The sequence below is a fragment of the Clostridium sp. KLE 1755 genome (genome assembly GCF_000466465.2).
GTDB classification, from domain to species: Bacteria; Bacillota; Clostridia; order Lachnospirales; family Lachnospiraceae; genus Eisenbergiella; species Eisenbergiella porci.
Genome location: NZ_KE992657.1, coordinates 25,238 through 43,294 on the forward strand (window position 1 = coordinate 25,238; position 18,057 = coordinate 43,294).

General features: G+C 50.1%; 13 protein-coding genes. 4 read left to right on the forward strand and 9 right to left on the reverse strand.

The features are described from left to right. The first annotated feature begins 140 nt into the window (after window positions 1–140). Window positions 141–974 (forward strand): AraC family transcriptional regulator, encoded by an 834-nt coding sequence (locus HMPREF1548_RS02925; protein WP_021634231.1) that lies wholly within the window; start codon window positions 141–143, stop codon window positions 972–974. A 107-nt stretch (window positions 975–1,081) separates the two neighbouring features. On the opposite strand, the gene HMPREF1548_RS02930 is transcribed toward HMPREF1548_RS02925, so the two are convergent. The 7 genes from HMPREF1548_RS02930 to HMPREF1548_RS02960 form a co-directional block, all read right to left on the reverse strand. Beyond that, entirely contained in the window at window positions 1,082–3,382 is a 2,301-nt protein-coding gene (locus HMPREF1548_RS02930) for a hypothetical protein (RefSeq protein WP_021634232.1), read from the reverse strand. Between the two features lie 16 nt (window positions 3,383–3,398). Further along, window positions 3,399–5,567, reverse strand: coding sequence for a pyruvate formate lyase family protein (locus HMPREF1548_RS02935; RefSeq protein ID WP_035320802.1), 2,169 nt, complete (start codon window positions 5,565–5,567; stop codon window positions 3,399–3,401). 58 nt (window positions 5,568–5,625) lie between these two features. Further along, complete coding sequence (locus HMPREF1548_RS02940) at window positions 5,626–6,522, reverse strand: glycyl-radical enzyme activating protein (RefSeq protein ID WP_330680695.1); 897 nt, start codon at window positions 6,520–6,522, stop codon at window positions 5,626–5,628. Continuing rightward, window positions 6,515–7,654 carry a trans-sulfuration enzyme family protein gene (locus HMPREF1548_RS02945; protein ID WP_051358301.1) on the reverse strand — a complete coding sequence of 380 codons (1,140 nt, stop codon included), beginning with the start codon at window positions 7,652–7,654 and terminating at the stop codon, window positions 6,515–6,517. The genes HMPREF1548_RS02940 and HMPREF1548_RS02945 overlap by 8 nt, the downstream gene beginning before the upstream one ends. 30 nt (window positions 7,655–7,684) lie before the next feature. After that, window positions 7,685–8,524 carry a carbohydrate ABC transporter permease gene (locus tag HMPREF1548_RS02950; RefSeq protein WP_021634236.1) on the reverse strand — a complete coding sequence of 280 codons (840 nt, stop codon included), beginning with the start codon at window positions 8,522–8,524 and terminating at the stop codon, window positions 7,685–7,687. After that, window positions 8,524–9,435, reverse strand: coding sequence for a carbohydrate ABC transporter permease (locus HMPREF1548_RS02955; RefSeq protein ID WP_021634237.1), 912 nt, complete (start codon window positions 9,433–9,435; stop codon window positions 8,524–8,526). Before HMPREF1548_RS02955 ends, HMPREF1548_RS02950 begins: the two co-directional genes overlap by 1 nt. 126 nt (window positions 9,436–9,561) lie before the next feature. Beyond that, window positions 9,562–10,986, reverse strand: a complete 1,425-nt coding sequence (locus tag HMPREF1548_RS02960; RefSeq protein ID WP_021634238.1) for an ABC transporter substrate-binding protein — start codon at window positions 10,984–10,986, stop codon at window positions 9,562–9,564. 326 nt (window positions 10,987–11,312) lie between these two features. Between HMPREF1548_RS02960 and HMPREF1548_RS02965 the strand changes: the two genes are divergently transcribed. Together HMPREF1548_RS02965 and HMPREF1548_RS02970 are read left to right on the forward strand one after the other, a co-directional pair. Then, a complete protein-coding gene (locus HMPREF1548_RS02965; protein WP_021634240.1) occupies window positions 11,313–13,109 on the forward strand; it encodes a cache domain-containing sensor histidine kinase in 1,797 nt (598 codons plus the stop codon). Further along, window positions 13,090–14,622, forward strand: coding sequence for a helix-turn-helix domain-containing protein (locus HMPREF1548_RS02970; protein ID WP_021634241.1), 1,533 nt, complete (start codon window positions 13,090–13,092; stop codon window positions 14,620–14,622). Before HMPREF1548_RS02965 ends, HMPREF1548_RS02970 begins: the two co-directional genes overlap by 20 nt. Here HMPREF1548_RS02970 and HMPREF1548_RS02975 read toward each other — a convergent pair. Beyond that, window positions 14,591–15,763, reverse strand: coding sequence for a uroporphyrinogen decarboxylase family protein (locus HMPREF1548_RS02975; protein WP_021634242.1), 1,173 nt, complete (start codon window positions 15,761–15,763; stop codon window positions 14,591–14,593). The two genes, HMPREF1548_RS02970 and HMPREF1548_RS02975, sit on opposite strands and share 32 nt — an antisense overlap. Window positions 15,764–15,952: 189 nt before the next feature. Here HMPREF1548_RS02975 and HMPREF1548_RS02980 point away from each other — a divergent pair, with 189 nt between their 5' ends. Continuing rightward, on the forward strand, window positions 15,953–16,837 hold the full coding sequence (locus tag HMPREF1548_RS02980) for a helix-turn-helix transcriptional regulator (RefSeq protein ID WP_198168605.1): 885 nt from the start codon (window positions 15,953–15,955) through the stop codon (window positions 16,835–16,837). On the opposite strand, the gene HMPREF1548_RS02985 is transcribed toward HMPREF1548_RS02980, so the two are convergent. After that, window positions 16,824–17,921, reverse strand: coding sequence for a glycerol dehydrogenase (locus HMPREF1548_RS02985; protein WP_035320807.1), 1,098 nt, complete (start codon window positions 17,919–17,921; stop codon window positions 16,824–16,826). The two genes, HMPREF1548_RS02980 and HMPREF1548_RS02985, sit on opposite strands and share 14 nt — an antisense overlap. Between the last annotated feature and the right edge of the window lie 136 nt (window positions 17,922–18,057).

Genomic DNA, 18,057 nt, shown 5'->3' on the forward strand with positions numbered 1-18,057 from the left:
AAATATACCCATTTTCTTGATTTTATCTTTTTTCTTGCATATAGAACGCATTATGATATACTACATTTATATAGTGTGCTATCTATGGAAAATAACAAAGGCCACACTCAACAGCTAACCTAGTTTCAACGAGGCGGATTATGGATGACAATATCACTCACATCTTTCAGGGAACCAATTATACAGATCTCACTCTTTACCAATACGGAAAGGAAAAATGCGCGCCGCTCCTCTCCTGTGGACCTGCTGTTCATAATCATTACCTCCTTCATTATATTCTGGAGGGCAAAGGGCTTTTTACCATAGGGACGGATCGGCATTTTCAGCTTAAAGCCGGCCAGGCTTTTCTTATCTGCCCAAAATGCATTACCACTTATGTAGCCGATAAGGTGAATCCATGGAGCTATATCTGGATTGAGTTTGACGGCTTGAAGATTCCTACCTTTTTATCTGATGCAGGACTTGGACTGAAGCACCCCATCTATACTCCGTCTAATTCGACAGGAAGCGACGAATTAAAGGGGCTGATGCTGAAAATGCTGGAGGAGCACGACAGTTCTCTCCGGCTCCTGGGTAATATGTATTTTATTTTGGAAACACTGATACGGACTTCTTCGCAGAAAAAGACGCCAAAGGCAGGAAACCTTCAGGAATTTTATGTTCATGAGGCCATGATGTATATTGAACGCCATTACAATCAGGATATCTCTGTCGCCCAACTGGCCAACTGGTGTAATCTGGACCGCAGTTACTTCGGTAAAATTTTCAGGGACACTGTTCTTGTTACTCCGCAGGAATACATCATCCGCTATCGGATCAATATCGCCTGTGATCTTCTGAGAAATACGGAACTGTCAATCGGAGATATCTCTATACAAGTGGGATATGAAAATCAGCTCCATTTTTCAAGAGCGTTTAAAAAAGTAATGGGAATTGCGCCACGGGAGTGGAAAAAAAGGAACATGCTTCCCTGATAGATTACAAAGTACAGAGCGTGTGCACCATCCTCCGTACCGTAAAATGTGAAAGGCGTCACCGTCCTCCTTCCCGGATACAGTAACGCCTTTCTTTCAAATAAAAATTAAATTCCAAACTTCACAACATGATATTCCTTCACCAATGTAAAGGAAGGGGCATCCGGCGTATCCGCAAAACCCTTCTCCCCACTATACTGCATGGGACTTGTCAGATGCCTGTCGCCATCACGGTGGTGATGCGGGCCGAAGGTATTGAAGGTACTGGGAATCAGCCGGATACGCACCGTATGTATTCCCGGCGCAATCCCCTCCAGCCTCCATTCCGGCCCCCAGCAGTACCTGCCATACTCCTCTTCTCCGTCCAGCGCGGCAGCGATACAATCGGCATGCAGGCCGGAGGCATCAAAGGTAAGCACCCCATCCTCTCCCACGTATGCCATGCTCTGTGCCTCCACATAGCTGCCGCAGAATGGGAATCCGCTTTCAGTAAGATCCTGCAGCTTTATCTTTTCCCCGTCTAGCTGCGTCAGATAGAAATCCCCTTCGGTCCGCCACTGATGTCCGTTCTTTTGGGTATATCCCGCCCTGCTTTTTACCGCGAAATCGCCTTCCAGCCAGGCAAACGGATCCTGCTCCCCATCCGGTAAGGGCACCAAACGGATACGGATTTCTCCCTTCTCACGACAGGAAAGCATGATATCATCCGGAATTTCGCAATAGAAAAGCCCATCCCTTTCTTCCAAAGTAAGCAGGGTCTCCTGAACATAGACTTCCCTGACCGGATCCTGTACCCGGACACGCCAGTCCTCTCCCCTGCCAGCTTCGTTCCTGTCCGCATCTTCCCTGTATGAAATACAGTTCTCCTTTCCTTCCAGAAGAAACTGATTCCCGCCATGCCCCATATAACGCCATTTCCACTGCGCCTCTTCATACCAAATCCCAGATACTACCGCCTGTTCCCTGACCGAAGCCTTCGTAAACAAAGCGCCCTCTCCGCAGATAACAGCCGAATACACCGCATTTCCTATCCGCAGCTGTCCGTCCTCCACGCATCCATATTCCTCAAATATCCGTTCACTGCAGACGTCAAAGGCAAGCCCCTGCCCATGGCAATGCTCCACAAAAGCCCCAAAGGCCGCGCTGATCCTGCCGCCCTCGCAGTCCGCATACCCACTGCCGTTATGGACGTTGATTTCGGGAGCGCACCCTGGATCAAAGCCGGCCATCACTCCCCGTTCCGGGGCAATCAGCAGCACAGGCCTGTTTTGGCGGATTTTCCCATCCCATTTTTTCCGCAGCCTGGCAAACACTTCTTTTGCAGCGGTCCTCCAGGTCAACCCCCGCGGTATGTTAGGCGGCCAGTCCCTGACCGACGCGCTTTTGGTGCAGTACTGCCATAAATGAAATACAATGGTATCTATGCCGCTTTCCGCCAGCCAGTCCACATACCGTACCATATCCTCCGGGGACATTCCCCAGCCGCTTCCGCCCATCGCCTCCGCAAGGCAGCGTCCGTCGGAAAACTGGCGGCTCAGGGAGGAAGCAATACGCGGATAGTAATGATTTCCCGGATATCTCTCCAGGGCATCCACAGCCGGCACATTCACCTCCATCAGATTGCGGTACACAGAACCGCTGCAGCCAACCTGAAAATAAAGATTTTCTTCCCCCTTTAAATGCGCGGTATACCTCTTTCCATAACGGACACACCACTCATTAACCGGCCGGTAAAAGGAATCGGCAAGAATATCCGAAAGGATCTGCCAGTAACGGTACCTTACCTCCCGGCAGCCCTCGCCTTCCCGGAACAAAAGCCCCCAATCCTCCCGGAAGGCTCTGCCATATCTGCTTTCATAGGTTTCCTCCGCTTCCCGGCACCAGGGGATCGCTCCCTTTTCCAACGTCACGCTCTCCCCATCCAGAAACCCAACCTCATCGCTGAAAAAACCCGTCACATAGGAAAATGCTTCCTCACTCAGCCCTTTCCGATAGCCTTCATATGTAAACTCAATAAAATATGCCATTTCCTCCCGGCACAGCGTATTGAACCCCGGCCGGCTTTCCAGGCAGACCGTTCCGTCGTGACAGGCAAGCCACTCACACCGGCTCTTCGGGAAACGCTCCAAGACATGCCCGTCGGCGTTCCCGGAGGGCCAGCCGTTCTCATCATAAATCCAGAATTCCAGTCCCAGCTTCTTCGCATACAGAATTGTCTCCGACAGCTGTTGCAAATATTCTTTGCTCATATAAGCGGGCCTGCCCGGATAATATCTGGGATGGAAAATCGTTCCCTGCATCCCCAGGCTCTTCATTTCGTCCAGCTGCCTCCTGAGCTTTGGTCCGCACAATTCCCCATTGATCGCCCAAAAGCTCAGAAGCTTCAGGCTGTTTTCACTCTCTTCCATCACAGTCCCCTTCCGGTTAGTTTAAAAACCGATCCACAATCTGCTGCCTGTACTTGGGTGACAGAGATGAGAAAAATGCGGAATATCCCGTCACTCTCACCACCAAATCCGGATCGCTGTCCGGATCCGCATGCGCCTTCAGCAGGCGCTCCCTGGTCAGACAGTTCAGGTTAATCAGGGTTCCTCCCATATGGTTATGGGTATGTATCAATGTTTCCAGCGCATCAACGCCGCCCTCCTTCGTGATCATGGAATTATCCACGTCCAGATGCAGCGGCGAAGAGTTGCCGTATCCCGGCTGCAGCTTTGCAACCGTATTTGCCTTCAGCGAAGGTGAAAAGGTGTGCAGTCCGCTGGCAAAGCCCGGATCAGGCTCATTGGAATGGGAAATAGGCTCCCCGTACTTTCTTCCGTTAGGTGTGGCAGGAAGCGTTTCCCCGTACCGGACGATATCCCCATGGGAGAACATCCCTGCGATAACCTTCAGCCGGTGCTTCGGTGTCGGCTCATTCATACACAGCGCAACAAACAGATCCCTTGTCCGCTCCGCCCACTTCATTGCAGGAGAATGGGGCGCGCCGAGACGGTCAATATTTTTCAGCATCAGACGGATATTTTCATAGCCCTCATAATCCGCGTCAAGGGCCTGATAAAGCTCCTCAAAGGTAAGCGCCTGTTCCTTTTCAATCCTCTGCTCAATCGCTGCAAAGGAGTCCGCCACCGTAGCCAGGCCGATACCGTCAATATTCAGATCCATGATATCAACGCCGCCCTGTGCACAGTTCAGCCCCCGTTCCACAGGCCCGTGCATAAAGAGGTTGAGAATAATCTCCGGCGTGTCCTCCGAAATATGCTCATAATGCCAGTCATAGCCGTCCTTAATGCAGTTCACCATTACGGTCAGATGCCTGACAAAAAGCTCCCACAGAACCTTTGTCCCCTTGTTTTCAAGCGGCCTCATATCCTCCATGGCCCAATGGAATGCCATAGGCATACTCAGTCTCGTTACATCCTGCAGCGGGTATTCCACACCTGGAATCGCCGTCCAGTTACAGCCCGACTTGATCCGCATCCGCGCAAGCTCCATCGGATAACCATTCTTTGCAAAGCCTTCCTCACACCCGACATTACAGGAATAGCATACTCCTGTGCCATCCTCCATATTGTATTCCAGCGAACGGCGAAGCAACGTCTCATTCATACTGTCATGCACCCGGATAGCCACATTGGAAGGAATTTTCAGATAATGCACCGCATCCAGCACCAGGAAGCTGACCCTGCTTACCATATCGGCATCACCGGAAGGTGTCAGGCCTCCAATCTGGGAATAATGCGTATCATTGAAGAACAGGCTGGCAAAATACCATACCGCTTCCTCGTCCGTAAGCCCCCCAATCTCTTTATCCTTCTCATAAAAAGGCCGGAACAGCTCATCTATCTGCCCCAGTGCGCCGCCCGCATAATACATTCTGTCAATACACTGAAAATGAGCGGTAAACTGGCATGCCTCCCGCAGCGTCCGCGGCGGATGATTCAAAAGCGCCTCATTCACCTCTGCCACCTGGATATAGTGCTCCCTCAATTCCTCTGTTTCCGCTGTCTCCGCCATTTTTTTCGCATAATCCACATGGCGGCCTATCCATTCCAATACGCCAAGAAGCAGCTGCTCCTCTCCCTCATAAAAAGAAACGTCGCAATGAACATTCAATTCCTTATAATACCTTACCTTCTCTAACAGCCCTTTCCAGCCCAGGCGCAGGCCTATGGTAAGATCCGGGCACAGATGGTTCATACCGCCGCAGCCCGACTGAAGTATATTGTATTTTTCATAAATGGGGTACAGGAATTCCGGCTCGTTTTCCTTCCTGAAGCCGATTTCCATCCAGGTAGAAAGGTTGCCGGGCCAGCAGGTGGCAAGAGCGCTGGCGGTATTGCAGTAAACAGGCATTTCATTAAGGATCTTCCTGTAGTTGTCCCCCAGCATTTTCATGCCATATACGCGGCCGTCCTCATGGGTGATCGGCTCAAATGTAAAATCAGGGAAATAAATAAAACCGTGATCATCAATATCCAGGTATCCGAAATAATCAATTTTTTCTTTATTCAGCCGGATTTTATCCTGGTGCAGCTGTTCAATCTTTTCCGCGATCTGCGGAGAAAGAACCGTTTTTTCCGTATTAAGCATAATGTTCTCCCTTTGCAATTGCCCTTTTTGCAACTGTTTTATTCCTTTGCAGTTACCTTTATTTCACGTTTCCAAAGAAAATTCTGTTGTACTCCTCCAGCTTCTGCGCGGAAAGCTCTTCAAACCCCTCCTGGCGGATTTCATCCAGCAGAAGCTCCCCCTTGCCCACGCCCATCCTGTGATAAGCCAGCAGCTCCACGTCACGTATGCCGTTCTCAAACAGAAAATCCCTCATAAAAGGCAGCTCCCCGGCATTCAGCTCTTCAATGACGGGAATCCTGATTTTAATCTGCGCCCCAGCCTGCTTCAGCCGCAGCAGATTATCCTTGATACGCTCGTTGGATACCCCTGTCAGCGCCCTGTGCACATCCTCATGAAACGCCTTCATATCATACAAAAACAGATCGGTAAATGGCAGAATCCTTTCAAAATCCGCATACGGCACATTCCCCGCCGTATCCACAGCCGTATGTATATTTTCCGCCTTCAGGCGCCGGAGCATTTCCTCCAGGAAATCCAGCTGCAGCATACACTCTCCGCCGGAAAAGGTGACGCCGCCGTCAACGCTTTCCCGGTAATAAGGCAGATCCTCCAGCAGCTCTTCCATCAGCTCATCCGCCGTCACCCTGCTGCCTATGATGCTGAGAGCCCTGGCATAACAGCCCCGGGCGCAGCGGCCGCATTTTATGCAGTTCTCCTTCCGGTAAAGCAGCCCCCGCTGCGGATCCGGAATGAGACAGCCGCCAGGACAGGCGGCCGCACAACGGCCGCAGCCGATACATTTCTGTTTATCATAGGCAAGCTGTGGCGTTTTTTCATAGGACTCCGGATTGTGGCACCAGCGGCACCGCAGATTGCAGCCCTTGAAAAATACGGCCGTCCTGACTCCCGGACCGTCAAAAATGGAAAATCTCTGTATGTTGAAAATTACCGCTGTTTTTTCTTCCTTATCCAAGCACATGCTTCACAGCCCTTTCAAAGTCCTCCATCAGAAGATCTGCGCCCTCCAGGCCGATATGCATACGCACCAGGCCTTTTTTCATGGTGTCATTATCCTGCGCCAGATCTGCGCCTACCGGGGAAATCAGGCTTTCAAAACCTCCCCAGCTGGGTCCTCTGTGGAAAAATTCCAACTCATTTACTATTTTCTTAATCTGTTCACCCGGCAGATCAAATACCACACTCATCAACCCGCTTGCGCCGGTCATCTGCTTTTTGGCAAGCTCATACTGGGGATGTGTCTCCCACCATGGATAAATGACCTCCTTCACAATGGAAAGCTTCTGGAAATACGCCGCCATATCCAGCGCATTGCTCATATGCTGCTTCATACGAACCGGCAGTGTACGTATTCCGCGGAGCATCAGCCAGGAGTCAAAGGGGCTCATAACAGCTCCGAACAGCTCTCTTTCATTCTGCGCAACCTGGCTGATATCCTCGCTGCGGCCTATTACCACGCCTCCGATGATATCGCTGTGTCCGCCCAGATACTTGGAAGCGGAATGCACCACCATATCAATGCCCATGGTAAGGGGCTTCTGGAACACCGGCGTACAGTAGGTATTATCAATTACTGTAGCTGCATGGTGCTTTTTGGCGATTTCGGAAATCTTTTTCAGATCCTGCACCAGGAACAGATAGTTGGAGGGGCTTTCCAGATAAATCAGATCCGTATTCTCCCTCATGGCCCCTTCCAGCTCCTGTGTGTCGGTTCCCTTCACAAAGGTCACCTCCACGCCGAAACGCTTCATATAATCCTCCAGGAACCGGTGGGCCGGGCCGTAGATGCTGGCAACCGCCACTACATGGCTGTCCTTTTTCAGATAGTGCATCATCGCCGCACTGATGGCCCCCATACCGGAGGAAAAGCATTTCGCCGCCTCCCCCTGCTCCAGCGCCGCCACCTTGTTTTCCACGATCTCCGTGGTGGGATTGGAGACTCTTGTATAGGCATAACGCCCTTCCCTGCCGCCCTCGTTGCCCTCACATTCGGTAAACAGGGAGCTTTGGAAAATAGGCGGTGTGACCGCTCCCGCAAACCGGGAGGGATTTTCTCCGTAATGTGTACAAATTTCTTCTGCTTTCATTTTTCTCATCCTTTCAGGTTTTCCCGGCGCCTACTCCTTCACCGCTCCCGCAATATTTTCCACAAAGATTTCCTTCATGAAACCAAAGAGAAGAATTGCAGGCAGCATGGCGATCAGCGTCCCTGCGGCGACATTGCCCCAGTTGATATCATATTTTCCAATCATGGAATAAATGGCTACGGTCAGAGTCTTCCTGCCGCTTGAGTTAATATATAAAACGGAGGTATACACATCGTTCCAGCAGGCCAGGAACACGAAAATAAATACGGAGAACAGGCCGGATTTCGCCAGCGGCATAACGATCCGGAAAAAGGTCTTGATCCGTCCGCAGCCGTCAATCAGCGCGGCCTCCTCCAGCGCCTTGGGAATCCCCTTCATAAAGCCTATGAGGAGAATTGTCCCAAAGGGAATCTGCCCTCCCACAAGGATTATGATTACCGTAATCAGCTTATCGATCATACCCAGCCTTGACATCAGGATATATAACGGCGCAAAGCCTACCGCCGCGGGAAGCATCTGGGTCATCATAAATACCATGAACACTATAGGCTTGGACTTGAACTCCATTCTGGACAAAATATAGGAGGACATGCCCGCAATCAGAACCACGATGCAGGAAGCCGTCAGCGCTATGATAAGGCTGTTCAAAATATAAAGCCCGAAATTCCCCATCTGAATCACTTCCCGGTAATTATTCAGGGTCGCCTGCCGGGGCAGATAATGCACCGGGAATTCATACAGCTCCTTGCTTCCCTTAAGTGAGGAAACCAGCAGCCAGAAAAACGGAAACACCGTAAAAATAAAGAACAGCGCCAGCAGAATATATTTCGCCGCAGTCAGTACTGCTTTTTTTAATACTTTTCCCGCCATTATTCGTCACTTCCTTTCAGGGTGTTGGTGCATGCGATATAGACTCCCGTACAGGCAAGCGTTACCAGCCATAAAATGACGCCGGCCGCGGATACCAGGCCGTAGTCGTTGCCCTTTACCACCTCCGTCATGATATAGCTGGAGGCGATATGGCTGCTTCCTGCAGGGCCGCCCTGGGTCATGCCGAAAATCAGGTCGGGAGAGTTAATGGTCTGCACCGCCCTCAGCAAAACCATGAGAAGCAGGATGACACGGATCGAAGGAAGCGTTATGTAAATAAATTTTTTTAACGGGGTAGCGCCGTCAATCGCCGCAGCCTCGTACATATCCTGAGGGATCGTCTTCAGCGCCGCCATGATGATAATGGCAAAAAAGGCCATACCGGTCCATACCTTGGCAACCATTACACAGGCAAGGGCATAATCCGGGTTGGACAGGAATCCAACCTGTTTGTCCACAATTCCAAGCCTCATAAAAATGTCATTGATTACACCGTTGCTTCCGTTGAACATCCATTTCCACATGATGCCTACCATAAAGCCGGAAAGCGCCCACGGCATGAATACCACGCATTCATACAGTTTTTTTCCAAAAAAATGCTTCTGCAGCAGAAGCGCAATTCCAAAGCCCAGTATGAATTCAACGCTCACACAGCCGAAAACCCAGATGGCCGTGTTTTTCCAGGTCCCCAGATAGGTTATATTTGCAAACAAATGGCGGAAGTTTTCCAGTCCGATAAATTTTTTACTGAATATATTGTAAGACTTTACATCCTGGAATGACATTACTATTCCGTCCAGCGCAGGGTAATACAGCATGACAAGAATCATGAGGAGCCCCGGCAGAAGAAACAGCGCGATGAAAAGTCTGTCTCTCATCTTTTTTGACAGCTTGTTTGTCCTTGGCCGCATAATTTCCTTCCCTTCTCAAATCGGAAAGGCTGTCATTTTTGACAGCCTTCCTGTTGGACATAAGACTTCGGTTCAGACTGCCTTATGCTTAATTACCAAATCTATAACTGCTCAATGCTTTCACAGTTATTTGAATCTTTCCTTTACCCATTCGCTGTCCTGGGACCAGCTGTAATAGGAGCCCAGCTTTGCTGCGCAGTCCTGCGCTGAGGTTTTGCCCAGCAGCATTTCCTGTACCAGGCCATCCGCCGCTCCGCCGAACTGGATCATGGTATCCAGCTCCTCCTTGGTTGCAAATCTTGTTTCGCCGCCGTCCACGTAGCCTACATAGGAATCGGGATTTGCTGCCATTTCCATATAGCATCTGTAATAACCTTCACTGAAGAAAGGTTCTTCCTGTGCGGTGGTATGAATCGGAATATTACCATTCTTTTTGCAGAAGGTGGTATTTCCTTCCACGGAGGAGAGTGCCTGAATTACTTCCCAGGCTGCATCCTTGTTTTCAGAATTGGCTGCGATTCCCCATCCTGCAAAGCCTGCAGGGAACAGTGCGCGGCCGCTGGGTCCTACGGGCAGAGGCGCCACATCCCATGTGCCTTCTTCCATATATTCCTCACAGGTCGCAACCACCTCGGGATCCTGAATCAGCATTGCCGTTACGCCTGAGTAAAATGCTTCCACCATTTCAGAATAGCCCCATGCGATAGAGTCGGGATGGGAGCCATCCTCATACAGCTTCTTATAAAATTCCAGAGCCTCTATCGCCTCCGGCTGATCATACATACTTCTTCCATCCTTGGAAATGAACGGCACTGCAATATCCACCTTGGCCGGATCCTCAAAGGAAAGGATTGTCATCTGCAAAAAGCCGGTGGTGCCTGCGCCGCCGCGGAAGGAATAGCCATAACGGTTCTGGCTGGGGTCGGTCAGCTCCACTGCCGCGTTATACAGCTCATCCCAGGTTTTGGGAACAGAGATATTTTTTTCTTCAAACCAGTCTTTTCTGTAGAATAATGCTCTTTCATATACGCCGTAAGGAATGGAGTATACATTTCCGTCATAAGAGGTAAGCTGTGCCTTCAGGAACTCGGATACACTGCTCCACTCGTCCCATTTATCAATATAGGAATTCAGAGGTTCAACAAAACCATTGGTAATATACTCCACCGGTACGGAATCCAGTTCCAGAATGTCAATTTTCTCTCCTGCCTGAAGCATTGCGGAGACCTTCTGACGCGCCTGATCCGCCGGGGGAGAAATGATTTCAAGCTCAATATTGTCAAGGCCTGCCACCAGTTCCTGCACCAGGGCGTCTCTTGTGGGATTTCCGAGGTAGGTTACCATGGTAAGCTTTGTTTTTTCCTTGGAACCGGAATTCGTATCAGCGCTTTCCTTTGCGCCGTCTGTTTCGGCAGCCGCCTTTGTATCCGATGCTGCGCTGTTCTGGCTGCCTGCAGAATCCGTTCCGCCGCAGCCTGACAGAAATGCTGATGCCGTCATCATTGCCGCCAGTATAAGCGCTGTAATTTTAGTCCCCTTTTTCTTAAACATCCTGTATCCTCCTGTTTCGTACTACAATTATTTGTTCACTGCCTGCCAAGCTTGGTTGTGGGCTTATTGTAACAAAACGGAATTTTTCTCAAAATAAAAAAATTTCACATCTTGTGTGGAAAAAAGTCAGCTTGTCCTTTTGTGCAAAACAAAATTACTCTTTCGGGGCTTTCTTTTACTATTGTATAATGGATTCATTCCCGGAAGCTCCGTATATCAGAGGAAGGGAAAACCCTGGGCACCTGTGAGGTTCAAGCAAATATAAATGACAGCTATTCTGTCCCTTTACAATTACTGACAGCGATACCATAAGAGAGGGCTTTTTTATGAAAATCTTTATCCGTCTGTGGAAGCATTACCTGTATGATACGAAGCTTGTGCATAAATTTTTCTTCCTTCTCATTCTGCTTCTTCTGATCGAGATTATTGTTTCCAACTTTTATATCAGATATAACGCGGCCGAGCTGCTGACTAAGGAGGTCCGTACCACGTCCAGGCAGTTTATTGAGCAGTATGTAGATAACATAGGCTATAAGCTCTCCAAATTTAATACCCTGCTAAACAGTCTGAGCAGCAATGAAACAATCAAGCAGGCCTTTTCCGAGGGGGCAGCCACGGATGAAAGCTGCCAGGAGGTGGATGCGGCCATCCGGCAGATTCTGAATAACCAGTTCCCATACGGACTTTATGACCTCACCTTTTACCCTCTTAATAAAAGCATTCATGGGAAAAGCATTTTCATCCGGCCCCTGGCAGAGGATACCGGATCCTGGAAGGAAAAGCTGACGGACCGCTATTTTGATCATTATTTCATGCATACGGAGGGCGCTTATAAAACAGATTTGCTCTCCATCCTGAAGCCTGTTTACTCTCCCGACGGGACTGAAATCACCTGCGTAATCAAGCTCAGCCTCTTTCCTGAAAAGGTATTCAAAGCCATGAAGGGCGTGGACGGAGAGCATTCGCACCAGTTGTTTATTATCGATACCAGAGGCAACTATATTTACGGTCAGACCTTTGCCGGCATCGATGAATACCTGAGCTTCGTGCAGAAGAATTACGGCATTATTTATAATGGCTATCCTGTGACGGATTTTTCGGATGCGGACGGAATATATCTGACAAGCACCAATTCCGCTTCCGGCTTCCGCGCCGTGTATTATTTTGCCTATGCCAATTCCCTGGAAAGCATTGACACCCTCAACCGGACCCTTACCATAGGTATCCTGATTCTGGTGTGCATCACCCTGACCGCAGGCATTCTTCTTTCCGCCAGCGTAAATAAGCGCTTTGCCATCATACTTGACAAAATAAAAACGGTCAGCGGCGGCAATCTTAAGATTGAGGATTCCCATCTGGGCGGCGATGAAATCGGCATTTTTGACGCCTCTTTTACCCAGATGGTGGGGCAGGTAAGCCAGCTGATAGAAAATAACTACGTCATTGAAATGAAGAAAAAGGATGCGGAATTCATGGCTCTGCAGGCGCAGATCAACCCCCATTTTTTATTCAATTCCCTGGAAATCATCAATTCCCTCATTGAGGTGGAGCGGTATGATACCGCCTGTGAGGTAAATTCGCGGCTCTCCCTGCTCCTGCGCTACAGCATCAACCATAATTCCTCCGGCATTGTGACATTGGCCGAGGAAATCAGCTATATGAATAACTATGTATATATCCAGAGCATCCGCTTCGGCAATAAATTCACCTTTCATTCCGATATTGATGAAGCCTGCCTGGAATGCCAGATCATCAAGCTTGTTTTCCAGCCCTTTATTGAGAACAGCATCAGCCATGGCTTCAGCGGAATCCCCTCCGGGGGGAATATCTGGTTTTCCGTAAAGGATCATGGCACGGAGGTTCTTATCTCCATTTCCGATGACGGCAACGGAATGGAGGAGGCAGACTACAGAAAGCTATCCGCCCTGCTGGAAAAGGATGATTTCGATGACTTCCAGGATCAGAATGAAAGCATCGGCATTCTCAATATCCATTACCGTCTGAAACTGAAATTCGGCCCGCTCTACCGCATCCGCATCACCACCGCGGCAGGGCAGGGCATGAAAACCGAGCTTGTTATCCCCAAATACGGAGGTAAACGTTATGAAGCTATTGATTGCTGATGATGAGTCCCTGATTCGGGAGGCGATTGTTGCCAGATTAAAGAAAGGGAATTATGAATTTGAGGAAATTTACCAGGCCGGTGATGGGCTGGAGGCCTGGTCCGCCGCCAAAAAGCACCGTCCGGAAATCATAATCACCGATGTGCGCATGGACGGCATGTCCGGTCTGGGTCTGGTACAAAGCTGCCAGGCCGCAGGCATACCCTGTTCCATTATCGTAATCAGCGGGTATGCGGAATTTGAATATGTCCAGAACGCCATGTACCACGGCGCCTGCTGCTATCTGTTAAAGCCCATCACCCAGGAAAAGCTTTTTGACGCCCTGGATAAGGCGATACAAAAATATACGGATATGACCCGTCTTTCCGAAGTGGAGGAACAGAATACCCTTCTGCGTATCAACCAGCTGCTTCAGAAGGCCCGGAGCAATCCGCTGAATGAACAGGAATATGATTCCCTGCTGTCCCTGCTGGGCGCGGACAGAGACTGGCAGTTTATAACCGGGGCCGCCCATGTGAGCCGTTACGACCAGAACCGTTATTTCAGTATGGAAAATGTGTACAGCGCCCTGGATGCAAGCCTTGCCCCCCGTCTCTCCATGACCTTCCGCCTGCTGCCCGGAAACAGCGCCCAGGACAGGATACTGCTGTTTGCAGGCTCACGCCTGGACACTCTGGAAAAAGAGCTGGACCAGGTGCTGGAATCCCAGGTTACGAAGCTGAATGTGCTGGGTGCGGTCATTACCCTGGGACTGAGCTTCCCCGCCCCGGCCGTAGGCCCCGAACTGTTTGAACAGAGCGAAAAAGCGCTGAACCAGAGGTTCCACTCCGGCAACGGCAAGGTTTACTATGCAGTAAATTCCTCCCCAGATACGACACAGCTTCCCGGAGATCTGGACTGGAAGAGCCTGGAAAATGATCTTCGCTGCAAAAGCCCCGAATATACAGCCAGGAAAATCTGTTCCCTGATCGACAGCCTTTATCCCCTGGTACACAATTCTGAATATCTCATCCAGTATATTTACGAAATGCTCATACGGCTGAATTATTCTCCCTCCAAGAAAAACTGGGATCGTTTTACCGATGGGAAATTCTGGGCTTCCTATGAAAATAAGGACGAAATCCTCTCCCTGATTAAAGAAGAAATATCCTTTACCTGCCTTAACAGGCCTGCGGAAATAAACAAGTCTGTCACAGAACAGGCCAAGTCCTTCCTCCGAGAGCACTACAGGGAGCAGCTTTCTATGGAAATGCTGGCCGCCCACTATCATCTTAATCCCAGATATTTTTCCACCGCCTTCAAGAAAAAGGAGGGCGTCAGCCCTATCGATTATCTCACCGGCGTACGTATGGAGGCCGCAAAAGACACACTGAAAAACACGGATATTCCGGCCTCCGAAATCGCTTCCCTTGTGGGCTATGAGGATCCCCGCTACTTCTATAAGGTATTTAAAAAATACGCCGGCATGACGCCTACGGAATTCAGGAGCAGGCAGCCCCGCTCTCTTCCATAACCTCCTTCAGGCGCCGGATATAATATTTGTAATCTTCCAATGTGGAATCCGGCGTCGCCTGATGATCGCAGCCCGGCACATAGCCGCCGCTGCGGATCACCGGGAGAATCCGCTCGAATTCCCTGTCTATTGCGTCCTTCCCCTGTTCAATCACAAGCTTATTAAAGCCCCCGATAAATTTCAGCCTGGGATAAAGCTCCCTGACCTTAACAATATCCATTCCCGCATTCACATCCATGGGAAGGAAGCCGTCCACGCCCGCAGCAATAAACTGCGGAATCAGCCTGTTAAAATCACCATCCGTATCCACAAAAATATTTTTCACTCCCTTTTCCTTCAGAAAAGGGAACAGCTGTCTGTAATAGTCCGCCACAAATTCCTCAAAGGTATCCGGCGAAATCATCGGCCCATTGCAGCCGCTCAAATCCTCCTCAAAAAGCATGACCTCCGGCTGGATAATATCAAATATTTTCCCATGCTTTTCCCGGAAGACCTCCACCGCAAACCGGTTCATATCATGGATTACCTCAGGCATGTCGTAGAAGGCATACATCTGCCCCTCGATTCCCAGCAGCGTACGGGGCAGCCAGAAGAAGCCCTGCGCCCTGAAGCGCAGTGAAAAATCGCCTCTTTTGTGGGCCTGCGCATATTTCCCATAAACCTTCCCGATATTTTCATCGGTACAATACAGCTCCAGATGCTCCCTTACCTTATCCTTCAGCGTATACCAGTCCTTTTCCTCCTCCACCGGTGCCTTCAGTTCCTCCACAAGATTGCTGTTTTTATGGTACTTTCTTATCCAGCCATCGGTATCCAGCCTGACGACATAAGTTAAGGTTTCCTCCAGGACCGTCGTATCAAAGCATGCAAAGGGGATACGGAAGGCCATGCGCTTCACTCCGTCAAACCCCAGGTATTTTTCATATTCATAAACCGGCTCCGTCATTTCATCACTCAGATATCTCTCCATATAGCTTCCCGCCTGCGGATACAGCCGGCTGGCCGCAAATTTTTCAGGCAGTCCCTGCTTACACCAGTTATTCACCGTCTTGTCCCATGGAAAAAAGGTTTCCAGTACCGCTCCCCTTTCCGTCCTTTTTTCAAAGCCCAGTGTCATTAAAAGTCTTTCCGATTCCGTCATTTCCACTACCTCCGCGCACTCCGGCGCACAATAAATTCAAGAGGGAAAGGGACGCGCCGCCCTCAGCCTTCCCGCGTTTTGTCCATTGTAGCATGCGGCGGACAAAACCGCTTGTAAACAGCGGTGCTTTTTGTGTAAAATACGGACTTTTCTCTTGCTATGCCTTTCCCCGCCGTTTATAATCTGAGTATGAAAACACAGGAATATTTAATTCACAGCAGCTACATAACCGCCCGTACCTCCCTTCCGCTGTATACCGAAGAATACCGTTATACCGCGCATTTATCGGAAGCCGCGCATTCCCATGAATTTCTGGAAGTAGGCATTATTCTGTCCGGGAGGATGATGCATAAAACGGAGAGGGGAAACAGGCTTCTTACGGAGGGATGTGTATATTTCATACCTGACGGACATTCCCATGCCCTGGAGCCTGAGCCCGGGCTTATTGTACGCAATCTCTATCTTCTCCCCAAAATATTCCTGTCAGATGCCTCCGAGGAAAGCACCCCTGTCATGCTTCAGGATTTTCTTCTTTACTTTACCGATCCCGGCCTGCGTCAGACAGCCGAAATCCGGCTGCCCCAGGATCAGCTGACGGCTGTCAGGTCACTTTTGGAGGCCTGCGACGCGCCGCCCTGCTGTGATCTGCTTTCCGACGCCTTCCGCTATCACTGTCTTATGAACGTGCTGCTGCTTCTGTGCGACAGCTTCGGCCGGGCCTGCCCGGAATGTCTCGTACGCAGGGACGCCCGTATTTACCGTATTCTACGGCTCATCCGGGAAAATCTTTCCCTTTCCACAGGGGATCTGCTGCGCACCATCTCCGCAGAGCTTTTCTTAAACCCGCAGTACATCAACCGGCTCATAAAAAAAGAGCTGCACACAACTCTCTCCGCCCTGATATTGGATACCAGGATTGAAAAGAGCTGTGAGCTGCTCCTTAAGGGTCATACGATAACGGAAACCGCCGCCGCTCTGGCCTTCTACGATCACTCCCATTTTCATAAGGCTTTCGTCCGCAGGCTGGGAATGACGCCGTCGGAGTACCAGAAGAAAAACTTTACAGGCCTTTGAAATATCTTCCGTAGGCATCAGCCGCCATGATTGCCGCATAAACCTTTTCCGGAGTCACTTCAAAGGGCATATTATGAAGCGTATCTGTTTCCGCGCAGGCCGCTTCCGCCACTGCCATGATTTTTTCCTTCGTCACTTCTTCAATTCCCAGCTCCTTCAGGGTTACCGGAAGGCCTACCTCGATGCAGAAGCCGATAATATCCTCCAGCTCATCCGCAGATACATCCTCCAGCACCAGCTGGGTAATTGTTCCGAAGGCTACCTTTTCACCATGATACATATGGTGGCATTCCTCCAGAACCGTAAAGCCGTTATGTATGGCATGCGCTCCTGCCAGTCCGCCGCTTTCAAAGCCGATTCCGGAAAGCAGGGTATTGGCCTCGATTACCTTTTCCACTGCAGCCGTGCAGGCACCTGCCTCCAGGGCCACCTTGGCCTTAACCCCTTCCTCCATCAGCGTATCGAAACACAGCTTCGCCAGCGCATGGGCTGCCAGGGTTCCGCGTCCGCCCGCGCAGGTAAGCGCATCCTTCGCCTGTACGGCACGCGCCTCAAAATAAGTGGCAAGAGCGTCGCCCATACCGGCAACGGTCAGTCTTGCCGGGGATTTCGCGATAACCTCCGTATCCATCAGAACCATATTAGGATTGGCCGGAAGGAACAGATACTCCTCAAAAACGCCGTTTTCCGTATAGATAACGGAAAGCGCGCTGCAGGGCGCATCTGTGGAAGCGATAGTCGGGCAGATAATAACCGGCGTATGCCTGTAATAGGCCACTGCCTTGGAGGTATCCAGAATCTTTCCTCCGCCGATGCCGATGACCATATCGCAGCCTTCCTTTTCCATCACTTCGATCAAACGGTTGATTTCCGTTTTACAGCATTCGCCGTTAAAATAATCGAATATCGTGCTGCAGCCTGTGCCAGAGAAGCTTTCCTCCACCATGCTGCCGATTCTCTTATAGCCTGATGCACTGATAAGGATCAGCGCCTTCTTTCCATACCCCTCCGCATATTTTCCCAGCCTGGAGAGTTCACCCGCTCCCTGAACATATTTGCTGGGGCTGTTCAAAATGTTTGCCATAATACTTACCTCCTGTTCGTTCTCTGTCATTTTCTGTCTGATGCAGCCGGTCCGGTAATGAATAGCCGCAGTTTGTTATAAAATTAACATGGCACATGCTCATTGTATAATTGCAGACGCAGGAAGTCAATTCCTA

Bases quoted from the DNA above. Each gene is read 5' to 3' on its own strand.
- HMPREF1548_RS02975 (WP_021634242.1), bottom strand. From the start codon at position 15,763: ATGACGGAATCGGAAAGACTTTTAATGACACTGGGCTTTGAAAAAAGG.
- HMPREF1548_RS02980 (WP_198168605.1), top strand. From the start codon at position 15,953: ATGAAAACACAGGAATATTTAATTCACAGCAGCTACATAACCGCCCGT.
- HMPREF1548_RS02925 (WP_021634231.1), top strand. From the start codon at position 141: ATGGATGACAATATCACTCACATCTTTCAGGGAACCAATTATACAGAT.
- HMPREF1548_RS02960 (WP_021634238.1), bottom strand. From the start codon at position 10,986: ATGTTTAAGAAAAAGGGGACTAAAATTACAGCGCTTATACTGGCGGCA.
- HMPREF1548_RS02950 (WP_021634236.1), bottom strand. From the start codon at position 8,524: ATGGCGGGAAAAGTATTAAAAAAAGCAGTACTGACTGCGGCGAAATAT.
- HMPREF1548_RS02985 (WP_035320807.1), bottom strand. From the start codon at position 17,921: ATGGCAAACATTTTGAACAGCCCCAGCAAATATGTTCAGGGAGCGGGT.
- HMPREF1548_RS02970 (WP_021634241.1), top strand. From the start codon at position 13,090: ATGAAGCTATTGATTGCTGATGATGAGTCCCTGATTCGGGAGGCGATT.
- HMPREF1548_RS02955 (WP_021634237.1), bottom strand. From the start codon at position 9,435: ATGCGGCCAAGGACAAACAAGCTGTCAAAAAAGATGAGAGACAGACTT.
- HMPREF1548_RS02965 (WP_021634240.1), top strand. From the start codon at position 11,313: ATGAAAATCTTTATCCGTCTGTGGAAGCATTACCTGTATGATACGAAG.
- HMPREF1548_RS02930 (WP_021634232.1), bottom strand. From the start codon at position 3,382: ATGGAAGAGAGTGAAAACAGCCTGAAGCTTCTGAGCTTTTGGGCGATC.
- HMPREF1548_RS02935 (WP_035320802.1), bottom strand. From the start codon at position 5,567: ATGCTTAATACGGAAAAAACGGTTCTTTCTCCGCAGATCGCGGAAAAG.
- HMPREF1548_RS02945 (WP_051358301.1), bottom strand. From the start codon at position 7,654: ATGAAAGCAGAAGAAATTTGTACACATTACGGAGAAAATCCCTCCCGG.